The following is a 25439-nucleotide window of genomic DNA, read 5'->3' on the forward strand; positions in this document are numbered from 1 at the left end:
GCTACGCGGTTTTCTCCACCGGCAAATTTGCCTCCCGCCAGCCCTTCAGGCCGCCGGCCAGCACCTGGGCCTTCTCGTAGCCCAACTTGCGCAGCATGCCTGCGGCGCGGCCGGCGCGTGCGCCGGTCGCGCACACCAGCACCAGCGGCAGGGCCTTGTTGGACGGCAGGGCCTTGTGGCCTTCGAGCTGGCCCAGAGGCGCGTTGCGCGCACCCACGGCGTGGCCCTTGGCGAACTCCTCGGGCTCGCTGACGTCGATCAGGATGCCCTTCTCGCGGTTGATCAGCTGCACCGCCTGGGCGGGGCTGACGGCCGCACCCTGCGAGCCGGACACCACCAGGGGCCATATCAGCAGGCCGCCCGAGGCCAGGGCGACGACGATCAAGTACCAGTTCTGGATCAGGAAGTTCAAGCAAGCATCCCGTGAGATTCAACGAAGCCGGCGATTATCGCCGCGTCCGATAATCCGCCGCTTCCATCAACCCTGTGCGTCTTCTGCCCATGTACAAGCTCGTCCTCATCCGCCACGGCGAATCGACCTGGAACCTGGAAAACCGCTTCACCGGCTGGACCGACGTGGACCTGACGCCCACCGGCGTCGAGCAGGCCAAGAGCGCCGGCCGGCTGCTGAAGGAAGGCGGCTACGACTTCGACATCGCCTACACCTCGGTGCTCAAGCGCGCCGTCTGGACGCTGTGGCATGCGCTGGACCAGATGGACCGCACCTGGCTGCCCGTGCGCCACGCCTGGCGCCTGAACGAGCGCCATTACGGCAGCCTTCAGGGTCTGAACAAGGCGGACATGGCCAAGCAGTACGGCGACGAGCAGGTGCTGATCTGGCGCCGCAGCTACGACACGCCGCCGCCGGCACTGGAAGCGAACGACCCGCGCAGTGAACGCAGCGACCGCCGCTACCGCGGCCTGGACGCCGAGGACATTCCGCTGACCGAATGCCTGAAGGACACGGTCGCCCGCGTGCTGCCGTTCTGGAACGACACCATCGCGCCGGCCATCAAGGGCGGTGAGCGCGTGCTGATCGCCGCCCACGGCAACAGCATCCGCGCACTGGTGAAGTACCTCGACAACATCGCGGACGACGCGATCGTCGGCGTCAACATCCCCAACGGCATCCCGCTGGTCTACGAACTCGACGCGAACCTCAAGCCGATCAAGAGCTACTACCTGGGTGACGCCGAAGCGGCGGCCAAGGCGGCAGCCGCTGTAGCCAATCAAGGCAAGGCCTGATCCACGGCTGAAATGACCTCGTCGACGCTGGACCACTCACCCGGTCCACGTCGCATCAGGGTCACGGTCGAGCCCCAGGGCGCCCAGCGCGCGGCGTCCACGGGCCCCCAGATGCTGAGCAGCCTCGCGCCCACGCCAGCGGCCATGTGGGCCGGGCCCGTGTCGTTGGCGACGACGACGCCGGCCAACTGAAGCAGCGCGTTGTAAACACCCAGCGCGACGCCGTCCAGGCGGCTCGCATCCGGGTACAGCGCCTTCGCGCCTTCCACCTCCGCCGGCCCCGGCACGATCACCACTTGCCGGCCGGCCGCGTGCAGGCGCCGCACGAAGTCCGGAAAGGCCGGCCAGCTGCGGTCGAGGAACTCCACGCGCCCATTCGCGAACGGGCAGATCAGCACCAGGCGGCCCGCCTCCAGGCCATGTGAAGCCAGCAGCGCCCGTGCCTGATCGCGCTGCGCGTCCGAAACCTTCATGCGGATGTCGGCCGGAGGCTCGGCCTGGATGCCGAGGAAGTCGCAGGCCAGTTCCCAGTACTCGACCAGCGTGTGCCGCCCCTCGCGACGCGGGTGGCCGCGACGCATCAGCCATGTGCGGCCGTCGCCGGCATGGCCCTCGGCCTTCAGCCCTGCAAGGCGCGCATCCAGCGCAGCGGAGAAGGCATAGGGGAAGAGCAGCGTGTTGGCGCGCTGGTCGAAGCCCGGGTCCTCGGTCCTGAAGCGCCGCCTCAGCTCGCGCAGTTGCGCGATGCGTTCGCGCAGATCTTTAGGCCGCACATGCACCGCCCAGCCCTCGGCCTCCAGCAGCCCGCGCGCCCAGCCCTTGCCCACGAGTTCCAGCCGGTAGCCGTGCTGCTCCAGCAGGCGCAGCGCCGGCAGGCTCAGCACCGTGTCGCCGACGAAGTTGCGCAGGCGCACGATCAGCGGCTTGGGCGGGAGGCTGGCTTCTATCATTTGCAGTTCAATCACAGTGGCGCGGAATTCTGACAGCGCCCCGCCCACGCCTATGACCGCTGCCCTGCCCTCCTCGACCGAAGTGATCGCCGCGCATGACGCGGCCCTGGCCTCGCTGCCCCAGGCGATCGAAGCCAGTGACCTGGCCGGCTGGATCGCCGTCAACCACTTTCACAACCGCAGCCTGTGGGCACAGGAAGACCTGGCCCGCCGCACCCAGGCGCCGGACGCCGAGATCGTCGCCAACAAGCGTGCCATCGACCGCCACAACCAGGCCCGCAACGACGCCATCGAACGTGTCGACGAGTTCGTGCTCAGCGCGCTCGGCCTCGTCGATCCCGCCACGCTGGCCAGCGCCCTGCCCCGCTCGACCGTGCCGACCGGCGCGCGGCTGAACAGCGAGACGGCCGGCTCCATGCTGGACCGCATCTCCATCCTCGGCCTGAAGATCGCCGCGATGCGCGAGCAGACCGTGCGCTCCGACGTGGACGACGCCCATCGCCAGGCCTGCGGCGAGCGGCTGCAGCGGCTCATCCAGCAGCGCGCCGACCTCGGCCACTGCTTCGACGAACTGCTGGCCGACTCACGCGCCGGCCGGGCCTACTTCAAGGTCTATCGCCAGTTCAAGATGTACAACGACCCGCGGTTGAACCCGGCCCTGGTGGCGGAGTCGAAGTGATCCCTGCGAGCTTCGCCGCCAACCTCGATTGGCTGTACACGGAGCACGCCTACCTCGACCGCGCGGCCGCCGCGCGGGCCGATGGCTTCTCGGCCGTCGAACTGCAACAGCCCCATCTGCACGACGCCGATGCATTGGCCGCCAGCCTGGCCGGCTTGCGTGTCGTGCTCATCAATGCACCGGCCGGCGACTGGGCGGCCGGCGTGCGCGGCTTCGCGGCCCTGCCCGGCCGCGAAGCCGAGTTCCGCGATGCGACGCTGCGTGGCCTGGAACTGGCCAGCGGCCTGGGCGCCGAGCGCGTGCACGTGCTGTCCGGCCTCGCGGAAGACACGCCCGAGACGCGCGGGACATGGCTTGCCAATCTGGGCTGGGCGGCGGAGCAGTCGCCGCTGCCGCTGGTCGTCGAGCCCATCAACCGGCGCGACATGCCCGGCTATTTCCTGCACCGCCAGGCGCAGGCGCTGGAACTGCTGGCGGCGCTGAATTCCCCGCGCGTGAAGCTGCAACTGGACCTCTATCACTGCCGCGTCGCCGAGGGCGAGTCGCTGATGCATGTGGGACGGGCGCTGGACCTCGGCGTCCTCGGCCATGTGCAGGTCGCCGGCGTGGCCGGCCGGCAGGAACCCGAAGCAGAGGAATACGCCGCCGACTTCGCGCTGTTGCGGGCGCGCGCATGGCCCGGTGCCATCGGCCTGGAATACCGGCCGCATGCGGGCACGACAGCAGGCCTGGCCTGGCTTACAGGCGCGCGCTGATCGCCCCGCGCAGCCTCTCGCCCAATTCGCGGCGGTCCAGTCCGGCCGTCGGCACGGGCGGCAGGATCTGCACATCGATGCCCAACCCTCGCGCCGAGGCGATGGCCCAGAGGCTCTGCGTCAGCGTCATGTCACCGATGAAACGCGCCGACGCGCTGAAGCGCTCGCCCGGCTCGTACCAGCGCAGCACGACCGGCAGCACCGGCGACTGGGTGGCAACGGCGGCCTGCAGCAGGTTGGCATGGAAGGGCAGCAGCTCGGGGCCGGCACCGGTCGTGCCTTCGGGGAAGACGGCGACGCAGTCGCCCGCTTGCAGCGCCTCGGCCGTCTGGTGCACGACACGCAACGCGTCACGCTTGCTCGTGCGTTCGATGTAGAGCGTGCCGGCGCCCGTGACCAGGGCGCCGACAACCGGCCAGTGCTTCACGTCGGCCTTGGAGACGAAGCGCGCCTGCGGCAACACGGCGTGCACGCCGGCGATGTCCAGCCAGGAAACATGGTTGGCCACAACCAGATGACCCGCAGTCAGCGCGGTGCCCGAGACCTTCAGCTCAATGCCGAGGATGCGCAGCGTCTTGCGCGACCACCACTGGATGCGCTCGTGGCGCTGCTCGGGCGTCATGCGGCCGAACGCGGTGCGCACGATCCACAGGCCGTGCAACACATGGGGTGTCAGGCGCGCCAGGCGCCAGATGCCCCTCAACCGATCCGTCATTCGGCGTTGTAGGCGATGTGGCCCGCCACCAGCGTGGTTCGCATCCGCGCCGGCAGCTCGAAGCCGCTGGACGAGAACGCGAACGGTGTGTGCTTGCCTTGGCTGGCCAGCAGCTCCGGCGTGACCGCCCAGCTGGCGCCGGCGTCGAACACGCAGACGTCGGCGACGCCGCCTTCCACCAAACGCCCGGCGCTGGCGGCCAGCGAGCCGAGGGCACTGCCCAGCACGCGCACCGGCTCGGCCGTGACGACGGCCAGCGCGCGTTGCAGCGGCAGGCCGGAGTCCTGGGCCCAGCGCAGGCTCAGGGACAGCAGCAGCTCGAGCCCGGTCGCGCCCGGCGTCGCCTCGGCAAAGGGCACGGCCTTCTCGTCAGTGGTCACGGGCATGTGGTCGGACACCAGCGCGTCGATGCTGCCATCGGCCAGACCGGCGCGCAGCGCGTCTCGGTCGCGGCCCTGGCGCAGCGGCGGCGTCAGGCGCATGGCGGAGTCGAAGTAGCCGATGTCCACATCGCTGAGGTGCAGCGAGTTGATGGACACGTCGGCCGTGATGGGCAGGCCTTCCTTCTTCGCTGCGCGCACCAGCTCGACGCCGGCGGCGCTGCTGAGGCGGCAGATGTGCACCCGTGCGCCGGTGGCGCGGACCAGCTCGAAGATGGTGTGCAGCGCCACCGTCTCGGCGCTGACCGGCACGCCGGACAGGCCCAGCCGCGTGGCCACCGAGCCGCTGGCGGCCACGCCGCCGCCCAGGTAGGCGTCCAGCGGGCGCAGCCAGACGGTGTAACCATAGGTGGCGGCGTATTGCAGCGCGCGGCTCAGCACCAGCGTGTCCTTGATCGGCACCTCGGCCTGCGAAAAGCCGATGCAGCCGGCCTCGGTCAGCTCGGCCATCTCGGTCAGTGCCGCGCCGCCAAGTTGGCGCGTCAGCGCGCCGAGCGGAAAGAGGCGGCAGCGGCTGAGCTTGCGGGCGCGGAACTTCAGCATCTCGACCAGGCCCGGTTCGTCGAGCACGGGGTCGGTGTCGGGCGGGCAGACCAGGCTGGTCACGCCGCCGGCTGCGGCCGCCGCGAGTTCGCTTTCCAGGAGGCCTTCGTGCTCATGGCCCGGCTCGCGCAGGCGCGCACAGAGGTCGACCAGGCCAGGGGCGACGATGAGACCGGTGGCCTCGACCGTGCGCTCGGCGCTGAAGTCACCGACATCGCCCAGATGCACGATGCGGCCGTTGGCGATGGCGACGTCGCCGATGCGGTCGAGGTTGGATGCCGGGTCGATCAGCCGGCCACCTTTGATCAGGATCTTCATGCTTCGTTCCCGGCGAGGATGGCCATGACAGCCATTCGGACAGCGATGCCGAATGTCACTTGCGGAAGGATGACGCTGCTCTTGCCGTCGGCCACTTCGGACGCGATTTCCACGCCGCGGTTGATGGGGCCCGGGTGCATGACGATGGCGTCCGGCTTGGCCAGGCGCAGCTTGTCGGGCGTCAGGCCGAAGTGCTTGAAGAACTCGCCGCTGCTGGGCAGCATGCCGCCGTTCATGCGCTCGTTCTGCAGGCGCAGCATGATGATGACGTCGGCGTCCCGCACGCCCTCGGCCATGTCGTGGCAGACGCGCACGCCCATGTCGCGCAGGTCGCCGGGCACCAGCGTTTTCGGGCCGACGGCGCGGATCTCGGGCACGCCCAGGATGTTCAGCGCGTGGATGTCCGAGCGGGCGACGCGCGAATGCACGATGTCGCCGACGATGGCCACCGTCAGGTTGCGGAAGTCCTTCTTGAAGTGCCGGATCGTGTACATGTCCAGCAGGCCCTGCGTCGGGTGCGCATGGCGGCCGTCGCCGGCGTTGACGACGTGTACATGAGGGGCGCAGTGCTGGGCGATCAGGTGCGGCGCACCGCTCTCGCTGTGGCGCACGACGAACATGTCGGCATGCATGGCGCTGAGGTTGGCGACCGTGTCCAGCAGCGTCTCGCCCTTGGCGGTGGAGCTGCGGGCGATGTCGAGGTTGATGACGTCGGCAGACAGGCGCTTGGCCGCGATCTCGAAGGTGGTGCGGGTGCGCGTGCTGTTCTCGAAGAAAAGGTTGAACACCGACTTGCCGCGCAGCAGCGGCACCTTCTTGACCTCGCGTTCGTTGACCGAGAGAAAGCTGCCGGCCGTGTCCAGGATCTGGTCGATGACCGCGCGCGGCAGGCCTTCGATTGACAGCAGATGGATCAGCTCGCCGTGCTTGTTCAGCTGGGGATTTCGCTTGCTCAACATCATTTGACCTCGAAGGCGAATCGGCCATCGTCCGTACGCGCCAGGCGAAGGTGCTGGTCTGCGGACAGGCTGACCCGCGCCGCAGAAAACACCGGCTCGATCGGCAACTGCCGCCCGCCGCGGTCCACCAGCACCGCCAGCTGCACGCTGGCCGGGCGGCCGAAGTCGAACAGCTCGTTGATGACGGCGCGCGTCGTGCGGCCGGTGTAGAGCACATCGTCGATGAGCAGGATGTCGCGGTCGTTGACGTCGAAGGGCAGCTTGGTGTGGTCGGCCTTGGCCATGCCGCGCGAGCCGAAGTCGTCGCGGTGCAGGGCGCTGGAGATGGTGCCGGAGACCAGCCCCAGATCGGCTGCCAGGCGCTCGGCCAGCCAGGCGCCGCCGCTCCAGATGCCCACCAGGGCGGTGTCGGCGGTCAGCAGGCGCTGCACGCCGCGTTTGAGCTCAAGGTACAGGCCTTCAGCGTCCAGTTTGAGGTCGCTCATTTTAAAAACCTCCGTGCAAAGCACTGCGGTGTGGTCCCTTCGGATGCCCGGGCGGCACTCATGGGTGTTCTCTGAAGAATTGTTCAAGGATGAGGGCGGCGGCGGCGGCGTCCACGTCCTGGGCGCCTTCGGCTTCTGCCTCGACGCTGGTGTAGCGCTCGTCCACCTCGAAGACCGGCAGATGGTGGCGCCCGGCCAGGCGCCGGCCGAAGTTCTGCGCCTTGGCGGTCATCTCGTGCGGAGCACCGTCGGGGTAGCGAGGAACGCCGACGACGAGGGCGTCGGGTTGCCAGGTCTTGACCAGGGCGGCGATGGCGTCGAAGTCTCCGCTTTTGACGGTGGCACGCGGTTCGGCGGCACCGAGCAGGCGCGTGCCGGAGGCCACGCCGATGCGGCGGGTGCCGAAATCAAACGCGAGAAAGGACTGAAGCTGCGAAGGCTCAGCGGCAGCCTTCATCAGGCGTGGCCCGCGTCCGAGCTGAGCATGCGCGGGTCCACGCCCAGCAGCGCCAGGGCCTTCTCGTAGCGCTGCTCCACGGGCGTGTCAAAGATGATGGCCGGCGAGGCGTCGACCGTCAGCCAGCCGTTGCGACCAATTTCTTCCTCGAGCTGTCCGGCGGCCCAGCCGCTGTAACCCAGCGTGACGAGGATCTTGCGCGGACCGGCGCCGTTGGACAGCGCCTCCAGCACGTCGCGGCTGGTGGTCATCTCCAGGCCGCCCGGCACGACCAGCGTGGCGTTGTAGTGGCCGCCCTGCTCGTCCAGCGGCTCGTGCAGCACGAAGCCTCGGTCGGTCTGCACTGGGCCGCCGTAGTAGACGGGCGTCTCGGCCAGCGGGTCGCTGGGCGGGCTGAGCTCGACTTTCTCGAACAGCGTGCCCAGCGTCAGCGAGATCGGCTTGTTGATGACCAGGCCCAACGCGCCGTTGTCGTTGTGCTCGCAGAGGTAGACCACGGCGCCTGCGAAGGCCTCGTCGGCCATGCCCGGCATGGCGATGAGGAACTGGTTGGTCAGGACGATCCGGTCGGCAGGCATGGCACGCATTTTATTCCGGGCTCTTTGCGAGTCAGCGCCAATCGCCTGGGAGGCCGGTACCGGTCAAGGCAAGCGCGCATGGGCTGGCACGCCAAGACCTTAATCTGCGGGCATGAATCCTTCTTTCGAACGTGCGCTGGTCTGGTTCCGCCGTGATCTGCGCGTTGATGACCATGCGGCGCTCTACCACGCGCTCCGAAGCGCCAAGCAGGTCTTCTGCGCCTTCGTGCTGGACCGCGACATCCTCGACGCCCTGCCGCGTGCGGACCGGCGCGTCGAGTTCATTCTCGGTGCGCTGAAGGTGCTGGACGAAGACCTGCGCCGGCTGGGCGGCGCGCTCATCGTGCGCCATGGCTTCGCGGCGGACGAGATCCCGCGCCTTGCCACCGAGCTGGGCGTGCAGGCCGTTTTCACCAACCACGACGACGAACCGCAGGCGCTGATGCGCGACGCGCTGGTGGCGGAGCTGCTGAAGCCCTTCAACGCCGGGTTGAGAACGTTCAAGGACCATGTCATCTTCGAGCGCCGCGAGGTGATGACGGCGGTCGGCGGGCCGTACGGCGTGTTCACACCCTACAAGAACGCCTGGCTGCGCAAGGTGGACGAGTTCTACCTGAGCAGTTATCCGGTTGAACGCCACGCCCACGCGCTGGCGAAGACGACGCTTGCCAAGGGGGTGCCGGCGCTGGCAGACATCGGCTTCGAGCTCGCCGGGCTGATCGAGCACGTCGGCCAGGGCAGTCGAGGCGCCGAGGCGCTGCTGGACGACTTCCTGGACCGCATCGCCGACTACGACAAGAAGCGCGACTTCCCCGCCGCCAAGGGCCCGAGCTACCTGAGCGTGCACCTGCGCTTCGGCACCGTGTCCATCCGCCGCCTGGCGCGCATCGCTCATCAGCTGATGCAGGGCGGCGACCACGGCGCCGAGATCTGGCTGTCGGAGCTGATCTGGCGCGATTTCTATCACCAGGTGATGTACCACCACCCACATGCCATGCGCGCGGCCTTTCGGCCCGAGTACGACGGCATCGCGTGGGAAACGGGCGAGCATGCTGACGCCCTCTTCCAGGCCTGGTGCGACGGTCTCACCGGCTACCCGCTGGTGGACGCCGCGATGCGCCAGCTCAACCAGACCGGCTACCAGCACAACCGCCTGCGCATGGTGACGGCCAGCTTTCTGACCAAGGACCTGGGGCTGGACTGGCGGCGAGGTGAGGCCTACTTTGCCGAGAAGCTGCTGGACTACGACCTCGCCGCCAACAACGGCGGCTGGCAGTGGGCCAGCAGCAGCGGCTGCGACGCGCAGCCCTATTTCCGCATCTTCAACCCGACCAGCCAGAGCGAAAAGTTCGATGCCGAGGGTCGCTTCATCCGCCGCTACTGCCCGGAGCTGGCCGGCCTCGACGCCAAGGCCATCCACGCGCCCTGGGAGCGCGCGCCGCTGGCGATGCAGGGGGTGGACTACCCGCAGCCCATCGTCGACCACGCTGCGGCGCGGGGACGGACGCTGGCGCGCTACGCGGTCGTGAAAAGCCGCAAGGTGTGACCCACTGCTGGCGCGAGAAACTCAACCGCGCAGACCCGGGTTATTGCGGGACCAATCTCCGCGCCTGGTGTAGGACGGGGCGAATATTCACATTTAATCCCTCGAATGGGTGTGTCGACTTCTTTTACGGACAGCTGGCCCAACAGATACAAGCCGTTGTTTCATAAAGGAATTTATATCTGGCATCTATATTGCTTTGATAACGCTAACCCTAACCGCACGAGAAACCATCTCAAATGACCTTCAAAACTATCTCCGCTGCTGCCCTCCTGTCCATCGCCTCGATCGGCGCCAACGCCACCACGAAGGCTCTCGGCGTGCTTGACGAAGACATCACGAACAGCGGTGGTTTCGCCACGTCGTTTGGCGCCATCGTCAATGACAACTTCACGTTCTCGCTCACCGCAGCTTCGAAGGTCGAAAGCAATGTCACGACCTTCGTTGGCAGCCTGAACCCCGCCTTCTACGGCATCTACACCGCAGGTTTTGACGCGACCGTCGGCACCGCCGATGACCAACTGGTCGTTGGCCACGGCTTCTCCGCCGTGTCGACGAGCCATTTCGACGCGTTGGCCGCTGGTTCTTATCATTTCAAGGTCTTCGGCATGTCCAACGCCGAGCTGTCCGCCTACGCGATCTCCGCGTCGGCCACGGCCCTGCCGGTGCCTGAGCCCGAAACCTACGCCATGCTCCTGGCTGGCCTGGGCATGATGGGCTTCATCGGCAGCCGCCGCCGTCGCAACTCCTGATCGAAAAGGACGCCTCTGAGCGTCCCAGAGCACCGGGCTGACTCTTCGGCCCTTTGCTACAAAGCGCGCCTACCCGTCACCAACACGGGTCGGCGCGTTTTCTATTTGGCGTCACTGCTCGCAACCAATACACACCGGACGGCCGCTGACCTATCAGCCAAGAAGAGTCAGAACAACTCGGCGTCGCTGTTGTCGTGCTGGACGGCTTCCTGGATCACACCGCTCGCCACCAGGGCCGCATAGTTATGCACCTGGTTGCGGCCATGTCCCTTGGCGTGATAGACGGCCTTGTCGGCGCGCTCGAAAGCCGTCGCCGGCCCGTCGCCGCTGCGCACTTCGGTGAAGCCGATGCTCACCGTGATATGGCCCACCTGAGGGAAGGCGTAACGCTCGGTGTTCAGGCGCAGGCGCTCGAAGGCCTCGCCAGCATGGACTTGCTCGTCGCATCGCATCAGCACGACGAACTCCTCGCCGCCGAAGCGGTAGAGCATGTCGTGAAAACGGAAGGAGCCGCGCATCAATCGCGACAGCAGCAGCAGCACTTCGTCGCCGATCAGGTGCCCGAAGCGGTCGTTGACGTTCTTGAAGTGGTCGATGTCGATGACGCCGAGCACATAGTGTGTGGTCGCCGCCTCGTGGCGCCGGTCCTCGGCCTCGTGGCTCGCTGCAGGCCGCGCCGGAAGGTCTGAGAGCACCTTCAGGAAGCTCTCGTCGAAGGTCTTGCGGTTCAGCAGGCCCGTCAGCGTGTCGCGCTCGGAGTAGTCGAGCAGGCCCTGGAAGTTGTGATAGATCCGCAGCACGCTGCTGACCATGCGCTGCGCGCCCGTGCCGAGCCGGCGGGTCGACAGGATCTCGATGACGCCGATGACGTCACGCTCGGTGGCGATGGGAAACAGGTACAGCCACTGCCCGCCTTGGGCCACTTGCGTAACGCTGCGGCTGCGCATGGCCTCAAGGCGCAACGGGTGCGTGGCCACCAGCGGCAGCGTCTCGGGCTTCGCCCACAGCGGGTCGGCCGTGGCGACGGCATCCCCCGCGCGCAGATGGGCGCGGGTGAGCCAGCGCTCCTGGCCCGGCTCGCCCACGGCGCGGTAGATGGCGGCCGACTCGGGTTCGAGCAGGTCGCGCAGCGCCATGACGAGCGTGACGTCCATGACGTCGCGGTCACGGAAACCGGTCAGCTCGGCAAGATGGTCGACTACCTGGGACATGCGGTCAGACTACCACTGCGGCCTGCGTGTACTGGCGGATCAACCCGAGCAGATGCTCTTCGTCATAGGGCTTGCCAAGGTAGTGGTCGACGCCCAGCTGAGCCGCGTAGTCGCGGTGCTTCTGGGCGATGCGGGACGTGATCATGATGACCGGCAGCGGGGCCAGACGCGCGTCGGCACGCATGTTGCGCACCAGGTCGAAGCCGTCCATGCGGGGCATCTCAATGTCCGACAGCACCACCGACGGCAGTTCGTCGCCCGACAGCTTCTCCATCGCGTCCAGACCGTCCTTGGCCAGCAGGACGCGCAGGCCCACGCGTTCCAGCAGGCGCTGGGTGACCCGGCGCACGGTCAGCGAGTCGTCGACGACCATGACCAGCGGCGCCTGCACGACCTCTTCGGCGTCCGGCGAGACCGGCGTGTGCTCGGACAGCTGCCCGCGCGCCGTCGCGAGGCGGGCCTGCGCGTCCGCGCCGTACCAGTCGGCCAGGGCGACGACGTTGTAGATCAGCGCCACGTCGCCGGAAGCGAGCAGGCTGATGCCGGCAAGACCCGGCACGCGGTTGAGCTGGGCGCCGAGGTTCTTGACGACGACTTCCTGGTTGCCGACGACTTCATCGACGTGCAGGGCCAGCGAGGCCTGCGCGCTGCGCACCAGCACGATGGGCGCGTGCTTGCCATGCGTGTGGCCGCGGCCACCGTGACCCAGCAGGCCACCCAGCCAGTAGAACGGCAGTTCGGCGCCGCCATGCTGCAGCTTGCCGGTGGCATAGGCTGCCTCGACCGCCTCGACGGGAACGCGCTGGACCGACTGCATCAGCGCCGCCGGTACGGCCACCACCTGCTCGGCGCTCTTCAGCAGCACGACCTGGGTCAGCGCGGTGGTCAGCGGCAGGCGCAGCAGGAAGCTGGTGCCCTTGCCGCTGGTGGAGGTGGTTTCGATGCTGCCGCCCAGCGTGCCGACTTCGGCGCGCACGACGTCCATGCCGATGCCGCGACCGCTGAGCTCGGTGATCTGGCTGGCCGTGGAGAAGCCGGGCGCGAAGATCAGCCGGCGCAGTTGCGCGTCGTCGGGCTCGGCATCCGGTGCGAGCAGGCCCAGCTGCAGGCCGCGCTCGCGGATGCGGGCCAGGTTCAGGCCCGCGCCATCGTCGACGAAGTTCAAGCGCACTTCATTGCCATGCTGGCCCACTTCGATGCGCAGCGTGCCGGCGGCCTCCTTGCCGGCGGCCGTGCGGGCTTCCGGCATCTCGATGCCGTGGGCGACGCTGTTGCGCAGCAGGTGCTCGAAGGCGCCTGCCGTGCGCTCCAGCACCGAGCGGTCCAGCTCGGTCTGGCCACCAGTGATTTCCAGCTTGACCTGCTTGCCGGCGTCTCGGGCGGCCTGGCGCACGACGCGGTGCATGCGCTCGCCAATCGAGTCGAAGTCGACCAGGCGGGTGCGCAGCAGGTCGTCCTGCAGCTCGCGCGTCAGCCGTGATTGCGCGGCCAGCTCGTCTTCACCGATCTGCACGTTGCGGCTGAGCGTGCGCTGCAGCGTGGCCACGTCGCCGACCGACTCGGTCAGCATGCGGGTCAGTTCCTGGAAGCGGGTATAGCGGTCGAACTCCAGCGGGTCAAACTCGCGGCCGCCCTGCTGCGCCAGCTCCTGCTGGGTGTGCATCTGGGCCTCGGCCTGCAGGTCCAGTTCGCGCAGCTGGGTGCGCAGGCGCTCCAGGTTGTCGTCCAGGTCGAGCAGCGCGGCCTTCATCTGAACGAGTTCGGACTCCATCCGCGCGCGGCGGATGCTGACCTCGCCGGCCTGGGTGGCCATGCGTTCCAGCAGGCTGCCGCGCACGCGCACCAGCGCCTGGCCGATGGCGAGGTTGTCACTGCCAGCGGCGATCTCGGCGCTGTCGGCGAAGCGGCTCCAGTCGATCTCGCGGGCCGGCTCGGTCGAGGCCTCCTCGGCAAGCGGGGCGGGCTGGGCGAAACGGGCGAGCGGCTCGTAACGGGGCTCGGGCTCCGCTGCATCCACCGGTGCCGCAGTCGGTGCGGGCGGCGGCGGAGCGATGACTGCCGGTGTCGCCACGGGCGCCACAACGGCGGGCGCGTTCAGGCTGCGGCCGAGTTCCTCGAAAGCATGCTCAAGCGCGTCACCGTCATGCTGAAGCGCCTGGACCTGGCCGTGATCGGCCGTGCCGGCACGCAGCAAGGCCTCGATGGCAGACTCCAGGTTGTGCGCCTGCTCTCCCAGGCGCATGGCCCCGGCAAGGCGGGCGCCACCCTTGAAAGTGTGCAGCGCGCGCATGCAGGCGTCAGAGCGGCTCAGCTCGGCCGGTTCGGCCAGCCAGTCGCGCAGGGCGCCATGCAGATCCTGCAACAGGTCGCGACCTTCCTCTTCGAAGATCGGATAGAGCTCGGGCTCGATGTTGTCCGGCAGGCCGGCTTCGGGTTCGGGCTCGGCCGCGGCAAGCCACGGCTGCGGCAACGACGGCGCTTCAACCTCAGGCTCGGGCTGCGCCTCGGCCATCACTTGCGACGGCAGCTCCACGAGAGGCGCCGGCTGCGTGACCGGGCTGTCCGGCAGGAAGTCGTCGAGGTCGCCGGCGAAGGTGTCGTGCAGCGCGGGCACGGGCAAGGGCCGTTCGTCCAGCGGCGTCGCCGACGTCATCGGCTCTTCCTGCGGCTGGTAGGCGTGCAGGCGGGCGATGACCTCGGGGTCATTGGGCTTCAGGAAACCGGCGGCGAACTGGTGCAGCAGGCGGCGGATGTCGTCGGCAGCGCGCACGAATAGTTCGGCGTCTTCCGCCTCGTAGCCGACGGCGCGCTGGGCACGGCCGAGGGCATGCTCAAGTTCGCGCGCCAGGGCGGAGAGATCGTCATAGCCGACAGTACCCGCATTGCCCGCCAGCGCGTGGGCCTGCACCTCGCAGCTCTGCGGCACGGTGTGGTGCAGCTCGGCCGACCATTCGGCCAGACCGATGGAGAGCTTGCGCGACAGCTCGTCGGCCTCGTTCAGGAAGATGTTGAACAAGGCGATGCTGATGCGCAGCGGGCCGATGAGCTTGTAGCCGTCGTCCGCATCGAGCGGTTCGGGCTCGGCCTCATCGACAACAGGCAGCGGCGTGGCAACGGCCTCCGCTTCGGCCTCGACCGGTGCCAGCGCCGGAATGACCAACGTGGTTTCCTCGGGCCGCTGCGGCACCTCACCGGCGGGCAAAGGCTGCAGCTCGACGGCAGGTTCGTCCAGATCGAGTTGCAGGCGGAAGTTGGCCAGCGTCATTTCGTCCGGGGCCACCAGCGGCATGGGCTCGGTGGCCAGATGCGGCATCAGCTCGGTCGCGTGCTCGCCGACGTCCAGCGTGTCCTCTTCGGGCAGAGCCGGCGCGGCTTCGGTGACGATAACTTCAAGGCCTGCAGGCTCGGACAGATCGAGGACGAAGTCCGGCGCGACGGTCTCGGCCTCGTCGGCGACCGGCGCGGTGGCATTGCCCGCTTCGTCTGCTGGGGCGTCACCGACTTCGATGACCTCGACGTCGCCGCCGGGCTCCAGTGCCAGGTCAAAGTCCACCGCAGGTTGGTCCTGGGCCGGCGTCAGGGGCAGATGCTCGCCATTGAGGCGCAGCGCATCGGCGCTGCGGCGCAGCGGATCGGGCAGGCTCTGGCCGGTCTCGTTACCGGCGATTTGTTCGCGCCAGCGGGTGAAATAGTCCAGCGCCTCGGACGTGAAGCCCAGCAGCGCAGGGTCGGCCTGCGGCGAGTGCTCCGCCAGCCGCGTGTTGTAGAGCTGCTCGCAGGCCCAGGCGCCTTCGCCAAAGTCATTCAGCCCCACCATGCGGGCACTGCCCTTGAGGGTGTGGAAGGCACGGCGGACGATGGTGAGCTCGCCGTGATCGGCGGGGGCCTCGCGCAAGGCGGCCAGTGCGGCGCGGGCATTGCCAATGACCTCGTCGGCTTCCTCCAGGAAGATCTCGCGCATCTCCGGGTCGTCGGCGACGCTGGGCTCGGAGGCGGCAGGCGCGCGTGCAGCCACAGGTGCAGGTGCAGCCACAGGTGCAGGTGCAGGCACCGGGGCCGGCTCGGACAGATCGAGGTCGGGCAGGCTGAGGTCGGGCAGGTCCAGCGACGCCAGGTCGATGCGCAGCGGCTGAGTGGCCTCGTGGGAAGTGGCGAATTCGGCGGGCTCGTCGCCCAGGTCGATGTGGAAGCCGCTGGCCTCGAAGTCGGGCAGCTCGACGGCGCCTTCACGGCGGCCCATGACCGCATCCAGGCGGCCGGTGGACTCATCGAACTCGAACATGCGCTTGGCCAGGGCCGGCTGAACGCTCAGCATGTCGATGAGGAAACCCAAGGCGCCAAGATTGTTGGCCAGGCGCTCGAAGACGCCGCGAGCGGCGGCGCGCTCGAAGTCGATCTCGGTGCTGGCCAAGCTGTCCACCTCGTCGCGCATGCGCAGCGTGGCGTGGGCGGCCTGGTCCAGGCCGAGCACGCTGAGCACGCCGCGCATGGCCTGCAACTGGCCAGGCACGGGAATGAGCAACTCGCGGCGAGACGGGTCACGAAAATAGTCGTCGCACTGCTTCTCGACCTCGGACAGGCTGGCGCGCAGTTCGTGCACGACGCTGCCCAGGGTCTGGCGGTCGGAGACGCGGCGGTAGAGCTCCTCCATCCAGCCTTCCAACGGCTCGGCCGGCTGGCCGTGGGCCACGGCCTCAACGCGGCGCGCAAGGCGGCGCACACGGTCGGCCTGCTCGGGCTGGTCGAAGGCGGCGTCTTCCAGCGCAGCCTCGACGTAGAGCAGGCTGGTGGCGACTTCCATCGCCAGGGCGGGCGGCGGCGTGCTGCGCGAGCGCAATGTCGCGACGACGGCGCGCTGCAGCGTCTGGGCCAGCACCTCGCCGCTCGGGAACAGGCGGGTCAGGGACTCGGCCAGGCCGGCGAACTGTTCGTCCAGGCTGCCGATACGGTGCTGGTCGCCTTCGGCGGCGCTGGACCAGCCTTCCTTGGCCGCCAACACGCGGCGCTTCGCCTGCACGACCCAGGCCGGGTCGATGCGGCCGAGGCTGGCGTCTTCGTAGTCGCCGACCTGCTCGTCGCCAAGGCGGTAGGCCTCGTGCACGGCATGCAGGCGCGGGCCGGCCCCCTGGGTGAGACGGCACTGGGCGCAGAAGAACAACAGGTCCTGGGCCAGACGCTCGCGCTGTGGGTCGTCATGGTCGCCGCGGCCGACCAGGCGCAGCTCATGCAGCAGCTTGGAGCCCAGGCGCTTGGTGTAGCCATCACTGGGCAGCAGCTTGAGTGCCTGGCCTTCGAAGACGGCGGCGGCCAGTTGCCACAACGTGCGGCCCTGACCGGCAGGCAAGGCGGCCGCCAGACCGGCGCAAAGGCCGGACAGATGGGCCGCATGCGCCGCGCCGGGCTCGCGCATGTGGCGCAGCAACGCGGTCTCGAAGGGCGCACGCACGGCCTCGGGCGAACGCGGCAGCACGCCGTTCTCGACCGGCACGCTGCGCCAGGCCCAGTCGTGCTGCCAAAGGTCGGCCGGATGCACGCGCTCGGCGCCGTTGAGCTGCTGCAATTCGCGGTAGCTGGGGTAGAGGGCCAGCGTCGATGTCTTGTTGCCGGCCAGCAGCCGGGCAATGTAGGCCAGCAACGCGAAGTTGGCGCGCTCGATGGTGTCGACGGTGCTGGCCTCGACCTCCAGCGGATGTTCAGCCAAGCGGCCAACGGCCGCCTCCGCGGCGCGCAGCACGGTAGAACCCGCCGGCAGGCCGACAAGCGACAGCACGCCGCTGACCTGGTGGAGCTGGGCCGCTGCCTGCTGCAGGGGCACGCTGGGTTGGGCGTCGCCGCCAAAGGCCGACAGGCGGTTGTCGCTGCCGTCGCGAATGAGGCGGCGCAAGGTCTTGTGCACCGACTCCAGCGAACGGCGCAATTCCTCCTGCACCCACGCAAGCGGGCTGAGGTCGGCCGGGAGTTCGGCTTCTCGCAGTGAGCTGTCCATGTCGGTTCGTCAGGCGACCTTGAAACGGGACACGGACGCGCGCAGCGCCTCGGCGGAACGCGACAGCTCGTGCACCATCTGGGCGGTGGAGCGCGTGCCCTCGGAGGTCTGCTCGGTCACCGCGAAGATGTGCTGGATGTTCGAGGCCACCTCGTTGGCGTGCTCGGCTTCCTGCTGAGCCTGTGTCGAGATCTGGCCGATCAGACCGTCAAGCTGGCGGGACACGCTGTCGATGTCTTCCAGTGCGCGGCCGGCCGCGTCGGACAGCTGGGTACCTTCCACCACCCCGCGCGTCGAGCGCTCCATGGCGGCCACGGCGTCGTGTGTGTCGGTCTGAATGGTCTTGACGAGAGCCGCAATTCGCCTCGTCGCGTCGCCGGAACGTTCGGCCAGTCGCTGCACTTCTTCCGCAACCACCGAGAAGCCGCGACCGGCTTCACCAGCGGAAGCGGCCTGGATGGCGGCATTCAAGGCCAGCACGTTCGTCTGTTCCGTAATGTCCGAGATCAGCTCCGTGATCTCGCCAATTTCCTGAGACGACTCGCCGAGGCGCTTGATGCGCTTGGAGGTCTCCTGGATGGAGTCGCGGATGGTGTTCATACCGGCGATGTTGTTCTGCATCGCGGCCAGGCCCTGTTCAGCGGCCTGCCGGCTCTGGCGCGCCACGCCGGCCGTCGTCTGCGCCTGGGCTGACACGTCGGTGATTCGGCTGGCCATGCCGAGCACGGCCTCGCCGGTGGCGCGGATCTCATGCAGCTGTTCCTTCGACGCAGCCAGCAGGTCGGTCGACGTCTGGTCGACCGCGCCTGTCGTGTCCGTCACGCGGGCTGCCGTCTGCTGCACCTGGCCGACCAGGTTGCGCAGCTCTTCCACCGTGTAGTTCACCGAGTCGGCGATGGCGCCGGTGATGTCTTCCGTCACCGTCGCCTGCTGCGTCAAGTCACCTTCAGCGACCGAGGACAGTTCGTTCATCAACCGCAAAATGGCCGCCTGGTTGGCGTCGTTGACGCGCTTGGCCTCTTGCTCCTGGGCTTCGGCGTCGCGCCTCTGCGATTCGGCGAGCGCTGCGCGCTCGGACTGGTCCGTCACGAACAGCCGCAGGAAGCCATAAGCACCACCGACGAGGGCTCCCAGCGAGATCAGCAGCAGGAGGTAGGTCCCCAAACCCGCGCCGCCCGACTTTTCCAGGTCCGACGCGGCCTGCTCGAGGTTCTTGCGCAGCGGTTCGGAGTCACCCAGGATCGCCGTCTGCGCTTCACGCGCCGACACCAGACCCTGCAAGTTGCCCAGAATGGCGGCCGCCTGCGTGCGGGTCTGCTCGTACTGCTTGAGCAGGGTCTGCAGGCGTTCCTTCAGCTGCGGGTCACGCGCGGCGTTCAGGCGCAGCTCGGGGCTGCCGCTGATCAGGGCCTCGGTAATGAGCTTGAAGGAGTTCAAGTCCTTGCCCAGCAGGAAGACCGCCTCGGGGCTGACGCCTTCCTGGGTCAGGAATTCGTTGGCGCTCTTGCCGATACGCTGCGTCAGCATGACCAACTGGCCGACCGCGGAGACCTCGCCCGCCGAGGCGCCGATCTGCAGCGCTTGAGATGACACGGCCTCGGCGCTTTCGAGCAGGTCGCTGGACTGGCGGTTGATGGCGCGCAGGGCCTGGCCGACCTGAGTCAGGATCTTTTCCTGGTTCTGGACGATCTTGCCGTTTTTCTCGGCGCGTTCGACGAAAGGCTTGAGCGATTCCAGCGTGGGCTGCACGCTGTCCGGCGCGATCTTCAGCTCACCTTCGCCAGTGCGCAGGTTGTTGACCACGCCGCTGAGCGTGCCGACCGACTCGCGCAGTTCCGCGAAAGCCGTCGGGTTGCCGACCAACGCCGCAGACACCGACTTGGCCATACGCTGCGAGTGCATCAGCGCCTGGCCCGCTGCGCGGACCTGGGCCGCGCTGCGGTTGGAGTTGACGAGCACGAGACCGACGGACACCGCAGTGCCGACAAGGCCAAGGGCGACGAGACCGGTCAGCACAGCCTGGCGGTGGCGGCTGAAGATGTCGCCGAGCTTCTCGGCGCCAGTGGCCGCCGGAGCAGCGGACGGCAGCGTCGTTGGGTCGGCCGCCTGCGTGGTCTGCGCAAAGTTCAGCGAACTGGCCGGAAACTCACTGTTCGGGCCTGGCTCGGTGGGCATGGCCGGCGAGATGATGGACGGCGCGTCATCGCGTACGAAGGCCACAGTGCGCACGGACGGCAACTCGACGCCGGCCAGGGTCGTGTCGGCATTGCGAGTCGCGTCGAAGCCACCCCCTTGCGAGTCGATGGTGGTATCGGAAGCCTCCGGTGCCGCAAACGGCTGGTCATCGGCTTCGGACTTTCCCCTGATCTTGTCCAGCAGGCTCATCTCACCCTCGTTCTTCAGTGTTTGTGGCGCCCGCGTACCTGCGCGAGCCTAGAAGCTGGGAAGCGCGCACTACCCAACGATGTGCAGGAAGTTCTCCTGCCTCGACAGCGCTTCCAGATTGATTTCCTGCCAATGGCGGCCGGCCTCGTCGCGGCGCAGGGCGCCAGCAAAACGAGGCAGCGGCCCGGCCGGCTGTTCGGCGGCCAGCGGCAATTGTTCGTCGCTGCGCAGGCCGGCCAGGCGGTCGACCAGCAGCGCGCAATTCAGATTCAGCTCGGTGCTCAGCGACACGAGCCGGGCCTGGGGCGCAACGCCGCGCGCAGCGGCACCGTCGCGCAAGCCGAGATAGACGGCCAGGTCGACAACCGTGAACAGGCCGCCTCGCAGATTGGCCACGCCAGCCAGCCAGGGTTTGGCATAGGGCACGGGCTTGATAGGCACGGGCGCAAAGATTTCACTGGCCTGCTTCAGCGAGAACAGCAGGCCGACGCCCGCAGATTCAACAGCCAGCCATTTCGCAATCAGCGTCGTCTCGCGCGCCGCCTGCATGCGCTCGGCCAGGCGCTGTTGCAGTTCACGCAGTGCAGTCTTGTTCGCCATGTCTGCGCCCTGTGGCTTCAGCCGAGGGCTTTGATCTTGGCCAACAGCTCTTCGGCCTTGACGGGCTTGACGACGTAGTCGCTGGCGCCTTGGCGCATGCCCCAGACCTTGTCCGTCTCCTGGCCTTTGCTTGTGCACATGATGACGGGCACGCCGAGGTAGCGCTCGTCGCGCGTGATCGCGCGGGTCAGCTGGAAGCCGTTCTGGCCGGGCATGACGACGTCCATCAGGATCAGGTCGGGCTTGGCCTCGGCCAGGCGCTTCATCGCCTCTTCGCCGTTCTCAGCCGTGCGCACGCTGTAGCCGCGCTTGACCAGCATCTCGGAGAGGGCGTGCAGTTCGGTCTTGGAATCGTCAACCAGCAGAATGTTTTGAATGCTCATGGCTTTGTCTCTCAGTCGGCGCTTCTTACGGCCGGTGCTGCAGCACCGCTTGAAGCAGCTGGTCTTTGGTGAAAGGCTTGGTCAGGTAGTCCTGCGAGCCCACCATGCGCCCACGCGCCTTGTCGAACAGGCCGTCCTTGGACGACAGCATGATGACCGGCACGCCCGAGAACTCCGGGTTGCGCTTGATGATGGCGCAGGTCTGGTAACCATCAAGGCGCGGCATCAGGATGTCGCAGAAAACAAGGTCGGGCCGGAAGTCGCCAAGCTTGGACAGTGCGTCGAAGCCGTCCTCGGCAAGAGCGACGTCATGACCGCCCTGCTTCAGGAAAATCTCGGCGCTGCGGCGAATGGTGTTGCTGTCGTCGATGACCAGGACCCGGGTCGGCCCTGCAGCGGAAACTTGCTCGTTCAAACCTTGTCTCCTCGGAGCTTCAGCTCGGGTCCGGGCCGGTGAGGCCGAGTCAGATGCGCACCATCTCGAAGTCTTCCTTGCGTGCGCCGCAATCGGGGCAGACCCAGTTCATGTCCACATCGGCCCACTTCGTGCCGGGCGCGATGCCGTGCTCGGGGTCGCCCGTCTCTTCGTCATAGATCCATCCGCAGATCAGGCACATCCAGGTACTGGGTTCGCTCACGGGTTGCTCAGAGTTTGCTCACTACAATCGAATCATTCTAGCCAGGGCCTGAAAGCGCAATGCTGAGGGCAAACGCCTGTGCCCAGGGCCCGGAAAACGCCCTTTTAGCGGCAGACTCCACGCTTTGCAGCAGCTCTGCCGCGACCGCAACGACCTTCCCATGAGCCCAACTCCCATTCCCACCGACCCCGAGGTTGACGAACCGCAGGACGAACAGGAAAGCCCGCCGCCGGCCTGTGTGATGAGCTTCAACGCCAGCGACGCCTCCGGCGCCGGCGGCCTGGCAGGCGACGTGGCCACGATTGCCGCCATGGGCGCGCACTGCCTGCCCGTAGTTACTGCCATCGTGCTGCGCGACACGGCCGAGATCTTCGAACACGAGAACCTCGATCCCGACACCGTCGCCGAGCAGGCCCGCCACATCCTCGAAGACGTGCCCATCACGGCCTGGAAGGTCGGCTTCCTCGGCAACGCCGAGGCGGTCAGCGCCGTTGCCGAGGTGCTGAGCGACTACCCGGACGTGCCGCTGGTCACCTACCTGCCCTCGGTCGCCTGGATCGACGAGGATGACCAGCAGCAGTACCTCGACGCGCTGCGCGAGCTGGTGCTGCCGCAGACGGTCGTGCTGGTGGGCAACCACAAGACGCTGACCGATTTCCTGCTACCGGACTGGGACAACGAGCGTTCGCCATCCGCACGCGAACTGGCCGTGGCCGCCGCTCAGGCGGGCGCGCAGCATGTGCTGGTCACCGGCATCCAACTGCCCAACCAGTTCGTCGACAACGTGCTGGCGAACTCGCAAGGGCCCATCACCGGCGAGAAGTTCGAGCGCTTCGAGACCTCCTTCGTCGGCGCGGGCGACACGCTGTCGGCGGCACTCGCGGCGCTGCTGGCGGTCGGCGCCGAACTGCACTCGGCCGTCAGCGAGGCGCTGTCCTTCCTGGACCAGTCGCTGGACGCGGGCTTCCGGCCCGGCATGGGCAATGTCGTGCCCGACCGCTTCTTCTGGGCCCTGCCGCCGGCGGACGAAGACGGCAGCGAGCCGACCTTCGAGGAGGTCGAAGCCGAACCCGAGCCGTCGCCCAAGATGCCGCGGCGCATGCACTGAGCCCCTTCTAGACATGGCCAGCAATACCGAGCTCTTCGAGCGCGCCGCGCGCGTCATCCCCGGCGGCGTCAACTCGCCGGTGCGCGCTTTCCGCGCCGTTGGCGGCACGCCGCGCTTCATCGCCCGCGGCGAAGGCGCCTATATCTACGACGCTGAAGGCAAGCGTTATGTCGACTACATCGGCTCCTGGGGGCCGATGATCCTCGGCCACGGCCACCCCGCCGTGCTTGAGGCGGTGCAGAAGGCGGCCGTCGATGGCTTCTCTTTCGGCGCGCCGACGGAGCGCGAGATCGAGCTGGCCGAGGAGATCCTGAAGCTCGTGCCGAGCATGGACCAGGTGCGCCTGGTCAGCTCGGGCACCGAGGCGACGATGAGCGCCATCCGCCTGGCGCGCGGCGCGACCGGCCGGGCCAAATTCATCAAGTTCGAGGGCTGCTATCACGGCCACACGGACGCGCTGCTCGTGAAGGCCGGCTCGGGCCTGGCGACCTTCGGCCACCCGACCAGCGCGGGCGTCACGCCGGGCGCGGCGGCCGACACGGTCGTCCTGGAATACAACAACGTCGAGCAACTGGAGGCCGCGTTCGCACAGCACGGCGCCGAGCTGGCCTGCGTCATCGTCGAGCCGATTGCCGGCAACATGAACTTCGTGCGCGCGTCCTTGCCATTCATGACGGCCATGCGCCGCCTGTGCACGCAGCACGGCGCGCTGCTGGTGCTGGACGAGGTGATGACGGGCTTTCGCGTCGGCCTTGGTGGCGCGCAGGCGCACTACGCCCAGCTCATCCCAGGCTTCGCGCCCGACGTTTCGGTCTTCGGCAAGGTCATCGGCGGCGGCATGCCCCTGGCGGCGTTCGGGGCGAAGCGCGAGGTCATGCAGCACCTGGCGCCGCTGGGCGGCGTCTACCAGGCCGGTACCCTGTCGGGCAACCCGGTGGCTACGGCCTGCGGGCTGGCAACGCTGAAGCAGATCCAGAAGCCCGGCTTCTTCGACGCCCTCACCCGTCGTACGCAGCAGCTGGTGGAAGGCCTGACGACCGTCGCCGCCGAAAACGGCGTGCCCTTCAGCGCCGACAGCGAAGGCGGCATGTTCGGTTTCTTCCTGATGCCGGAACTGCCGCAGAACTACACGACCGTCATGACGACGGACAAGGAGCGATTCAACCGCTTCTTCCACGCCATGCTGGACGCCGGCATCTATCTTGCTCCGGCCCTGTATGAAGCGGGCTTTGTGTCGGCGGCCCACAGCCAGGCCGACATCGACGCCACCCTCGCGGCCGCGCGCACCGCCCTGCGCTGATTCCTCGCGCCTCCCCGGAGGCTCATCGACATGCATCTCCACATCCTCGGCATCTGCGGCACCTTCATGGGCGGCCTGGCGACGCTGGCCCGCGAGGCCGGCCATCGCGTGACCGGCTGCGACGCCAATGTCTACCCCCCGATGAGCACCCAGCTCGAGGCGCTGGGCATAGAGCTGATCGAAGGCTTCGGCGCCGAGCAGCTGGAGCTCAAGCCCGACGTCTTCGTCGTCGGCAATGTCGTCACGCGCGGCGAGCGCTTCCCGCTGATGGAAGCCATCCTTGACGCCGGCCTGCCTTACGTCTCCGGCCCCCAGTGGCTGGCCGAGCACGTGCTCCAGGGCCGCCATGTGCTGGCCGTGGCCGGCACGCATGGCAAGACGACGACGACGTCCATGCTGGCCTGGATCCTCGAACAAGCAGGCCACAAGCCCGGCTACCTTGTTGGTGGCGTGCCGCAGAACTTCGGCCTGTCGGCTCGCTTGGGCGAAGGCAAGTGTTTCGTCATCGAGGCCGATGAGTACGACACGGCCTTCTTCGACAAACGCAGCAAGTTCGTCCACTACCGGCCGCACACGGTCATCCTCAACAACCTCGAGCACGACCACGCCGACATCTTTCCGGACCTGGGCGCCATCGAGACCCAGTTCCACCACCTCGTGCGCTTGGTGCCCGGCAACGGCCGGCTCGTCGTCAACGCCCGCGAGGAGGCGTTGCAACGCGTCATCTCCCGCGGCTGCTGGAGCGAGGTGCAGCGCTTTGGCGCGAAAAAGGAAGAAGCTGGCATGCTGCGCGCGCGCGGCGAGCCGCAGGCCTTTGACGTGCTGCGCGGCAGCCTCAAGGTCGCCCGCGTCGAGTGGAGCCTGTTCGGCGAGCACAACCAGCTCAATGCGCTGGCGGCCATCGCGGCGGCCGAGCATGTCGGCGTGTCGCCCGAGCAGTCGGCTGCGGCGCTGGCCGAGTTCCAGAACGTGCGCCGGCGCATGGAACTGCGCGGCGAAGTGCGCGGCATCAAGGTCTACGACGACTTCGCCCATCACCCGACGGCACTGCGCACGACCATCAACGGCCTGCGCCGCCGCATCGCCCCGGCCGAGCGCATCCTGGCCATCTTCGAGCCGCGCTCCAACACGATGAAGTTGGGCACGATGAAGGCGCAGTTGCCGTGGGCCCTGGAAGAGGCTGACCTGGCCTTCTGCAACCAGCAGGGCCTGACCTGGGATGCCAGGGAGGCGCTGGCGCCCATGGGCGCACAGGCGGTCGTCGGTGCGGATGTGGACGCGCTGGTCGCCGCCGTCGTCAAGGCGGCCAAGCCGGGCGACCACCTGCTGTGCATGAGCAACGGCAGTTTTGGCGGCATACACGACAAGCTGTTAGCAAGCTTGGCATCCCGGGCCTGAGGCCCTAAGAC

General features: G+C 67.9%; 22 protein-coding genes and 1 pseudogene. 8 read left to right on the forward strand and 15 right to left on the reverse strand.

Translation table 11 applies throughout. From position 1 onward, the window contains the following. Nucleotide 1: 1 nt before the first annotated feature. A complete protein-coding gene (locus AC0IZJ_RS07055; RefSeq protein ID WP_471848063.1) occupies nucleotides 2–412 on the reverse strand; it encodes a rhodanese-like domain-containing protein in 411 nt (136 codons plus the stop codon). An 89-nt stretch (nucleotides 413–501) separates the two neighbouring features. Between AC0IZJ_RS07055 and gpmA the strand changes: the two genes are divergently transcribed. Then, on the forward strand, nucleotides 502–1245 hold the full coding sequence (gene gpmA, locus AC0IZJ_RS07060; protein WP_471848065.1) for a 2,3-diphosphoglycerate-dependent phosphoglycerate mutase: 744 nt from the start codon (nucleotides 502–504) through the stop codon (nucleotides 1243–1245). Here the strand turns inward: gpmA and AC0IZJ_RS07065 are convergent. Then, nucleotides 1230–2195 carry a glycosyltransferase family 9 protein gene (locus AC0IZJ_RS07065; protein WP_471848067.1) on the reverse strand — a complete coding sequence of 322 codons (966 nt, stop codon included), beginning with the start codon at nucleotides 2193–2195 and terminating at the stop codon, nucleotides 1230–1232. The two genes, gpmA and AC0IZJ_RS07065, sit on opposite strands and share 16 nt — an antisense overlap. A gap of 52 nt (nucleotides 2196–2247) precedes the next feature. Between AC0IZJ_RS07065 and AC0IZJ_RS07070 the strand changes: the two genes are divergently transcribed. Next, on the forward strand, nucleotides 2248–2874 hold the full coding sequence (locus tag AC0IZJ_RS07070; protein ID WP_471848069.1) for a DUF4254 domain-containing protein: 627 nt from the start codon (nucleotides 2248–2250) through the stop codon (nucleotides 2872–2874). Then, nucleotides 2871–3629, forward strand: coding sequence for a TIM barrel protein (locus AC0IZJ_RS07075; RefSeq protein WP_471848071.1), 759 nt, complete (start codon nucleotides 2871–2873; stop codon nucleotides 3627–3629). The genes AC0IZJ_RS07070 and AC0IZJ_RS07075 overlap by 4 nt, the downstream gene beginning before the upstream one ends. Here the strand turns inward: AC0IZJ_RS07075 and AC0IZJ_RS07080 are convergent. Genes AC0IZJ_RS07080 through AC0IZJ_RS07105 form a run of 6 tightly spaced genes read right to left on the reverse strand, consistent with a single transcriptional unit; the run spans nucleotide 3613 to nucleotide 8133 of the window. Next, nucleotides 3613–4344 (reverse strand): lysophospholipid acyltransferase family protein, encoded by a 732-nt coding sequence (locus tag AC0IZJ_RS07080; RefSeq protein WP_471848073.1) that lies wholly within the window; start codon nucleotides 4342–4344, stop codon nucleotides 3613–3615. The two genes, AC0IZJ_RS07075 and AC0IZJ_RS07080, sit on opposite strands and share 17 nt — an antisense overlap. After that, on the reverse strand, nucleotides 4341–5645 hold the full coding sequence (locus AC0IZJ_RS07085) for a dihydroorotase (protein ID WP_471848075.1): 1305 nt from the start codon (nucleotides 5643–5645) through the stop codon (nucleotides 4341–4343). Before AC0IZJ_RS07085 ends, AC0IZJ_RS07080 begins: the two co-directional genes overlap by 4 nt. Next, entirely contained in the window at nucleotides 5642–6604 is a 963-nt protein-coding gene (locus AC0IZJ_RS07090; protein WP_471848473.1) for an aspartate carbamoyltransferase catalytic subunit, read from the reverse strand. The genes AC0IZJ_RS07085 and AC0IZJ_RS07090 overlap by 4 nt, the downstream gene beginning before the upstream one ends. Continuing rightward, nucleotides 6604–7089 carry a bifunctional pyr operon transcriptional regulator/uracil phosphoribosyltransferase PyrR gene (pyrR, locus tag AC0IZJ_RS07095; RefSeq protein ID WP_471848077.1) on the reverse strand — a complete coding sequence of 162 codons (486 nt, stop codon included), beginning with the start codon at nucleotides 7087–7089 and terminating at the stop codon, nucleotides 6604–6606. The genes AC0IZJ_RS07090 and pyrR overlap by 1 nt, the downstream gene beginning before the upstream one ends. Before the next feature lie 58 nt (nucleotides 7090–7147). Next, nucleotides 7148–7546, reverse strand: a complete 399-nt coding sequence (ruvX, locus tag AC0IZJ_RS07100; RefSeq protein WP_471848079.1) for a Holliday junction resolvase RuvX — start codon at nucleotides 7544–7546, stop codon at nucleotides 7148–7150. Continuing rightward, nucleotides 7546–8133, reverse strand: a complete 588-nt coding sequence (locus AC0IZJ_RS07105; RefSeq protein WP_471848081.1) for a YqgE/AlgH family protein — start codon at nucleotides 8131–8133, stop codon at nucleotides 7546–7548. The genes ruvX and AC0IZJ_RS07105 overlap by 1 nt, the downstream gene beginning before the upstream one ends. 103 nt (nucleotides 8134–8236) lie before the next feature. Here AC0IZJ_RS07105 and AC0IZJ_RS07110 point away from each other — a divergent pair, with 103 nt between their 5' ends. Together AC0IZJ_RS07110 and AC0IZJ_RS07115 are read left to right on the forward strand one after the other, a co-directional pair. Continuing rightward, the gene (locus AC0IZJ_RS07110) at nucleotides 8237–9670 is read left to right on the forward strand and encodes a cryptochrome/photolyase family protein (protein WP_471848083.1); all 1434 of its coding nucleotides are present in this window, start codon (nucleotides 8237–8239) and stop codon (nucleotides 9668–9670) included. Between the two features lie 269 nt (nucleotides 9671–9939). After that, a pseudogene (locus tag AC0IZJ_RS07115) lies at nucleotides 9940–10419 on the forward strand (FxDxF family PEP-CTERM protein); the annotation flags it as partial. A 167-nt stretch (nucleotides 10420–10586) separates the two neighbouring features. Here the strand turns inward: AC0IZJ_RS07115 and AC0IZJ_RS07120 are convergent. The 7 genes from AC0IZJ_RS07120 to AC0IZJ_RS07150 all read right to left on the reverse strand — a co-directional run bounded on the left by AC0IZJ_RS07120 (nucleotide 10587) and on the right by AC0IZJ_RS07150 (nucleotide 21601). After that, nucleotides 10587–11630, reverse strand: coding sequence for a GGDEF domain-containing protein (locus AC0IZJ_RS07120; RefSeq protein WP_471848085.1), 1044 nt, complete (start codon nucleotides 11628–11630; stop codon nucleotides 10587–10589). Between the two features lie 4 nt (nucleotides 11631–11634). Beyond that, nucleotides 11635–17616, reverse strand: a complete 5982-nt coding sequence (locus AC0IZJ_RS07125) for a hybrid sensor histidine kinase/response regulator (protein ID WP_471848087.1) — start codon at nucleotides 17614–17616, stop codon at nucleotides 11635–11637. Nucleotides 17617–17625: 9 nt separating this feature from the next. Then, the gene (locus AC0IZJ_RS07130) at nucleotides 17626–20001 is read right to left on the reverse strand and encodes a methyl-accepting chemotaxis protein (protein WP_471848089.1); all 2376 of its coding nucleotides are present in this window, start codon (nucleotides 19999–20001) and stop codon (nucleotides 17626–17628) included. A gap of 69 nt (nucleotides 20002–20070) precedes the next feature. Further along, complete coding sequence (locus AC0IZJ_RS07135) at nucleotides 20071–20601, reverse strand: chemotaxis protein CheW (protein ID WP_471848091.1); 531 nt, start codon at nucleotides 20599–20601, stop codon at nucleotides 20071–20073. A 17-nt stretch (nucleotides 20602–20618) separates the two neighbouring features. Next, complete coding sequence (locus AC0IZJ_RS07140) at nucleotides 20619–20984, reverse strand: response regulator transcription factor (protein WP_457422395.1); 366 nt, start codon at nucleotides 20982–20984, stop codon at nucleotides 20619–20621. A gap of 25 nt (nucleotides 20985–21009) precedes the next feature. Next, nucleotides 21010–21399, reverse strand: a complete 390-nt coding sequence (locus tag AC0IZJ_RS07145; protein WP_471848093.1) for a response regulator — start codon at nucleotides 21397–21399, stop codon at nucleotides 21010–21012. A gap of 49 nt (nucleotides 21400–21448) precedes the next feature. Beyond that, entirely contained in the window at nucleotides 21449–21601 is a 153-nt protein-coding gene (locus tag AC0IZJ_RS07150) for a rubredoxin (RefSeq protein WP_394471142.1), read from the reverse strand. Between the two features lie 181 nt (nucleotides 21602–21782). Here AC0IZJ_RS07150 and thiD point away from each other — a divergent pair, with 181 nt between their 5' ends. The 3 genes from thiD to mpl are packed head-to-tail and all read left to right on the forward strand — an operon-like array spanning nucleotide 21783 to nucleotide 25428. Then, a complete protein-coding gene (gene thiD / locus AC0IZJ_RS07155) occupies nucleotides 21783–22730 on the forward strand; it encodes a bifunctional hydroxymethylpyrimidine kinase/phosphomethylpyrimidine kinase (RefSeq protein ID WP_471848095.1) in 948 nt (315 codons plus the stop codon). Nucleotides 22731–22743: 13 nt separating this feature from the next. Beyond that, nucleotides 22744–24030, forward strand: a complete 1287-nt coding sequence (gene hemL / locus AC0IZJ_RS07160) for a glutamate-1-semialdehyde 2,1-aminomutase (RefSeq protein WP_471848097.1) — start codon at nucleotides 22744–22746, stop codon at nucleotides 24028–24030. 30 nt (nucleotides 24031–24060) lie between these two features. Further along, complete coding sequence (mpl, locus tag AC0IZJ_RS07165; protein ID WP_471848099.1) at nucleotides 24061–25428, forward strand: UDP-N-acetylmuramate:L-alanyl-gamma-D-glutamyl-meso-diaminopimelate ligase; 1368 nt, start codon at nucleotides 24061–24063, stop codon at nucleotides 25426–25428. Nucleotides 25429–25439: the final 11 nt, after the last annotated feature.

The organism is Roseateles sp. AC306 (genome assembly GCF_979253795.1).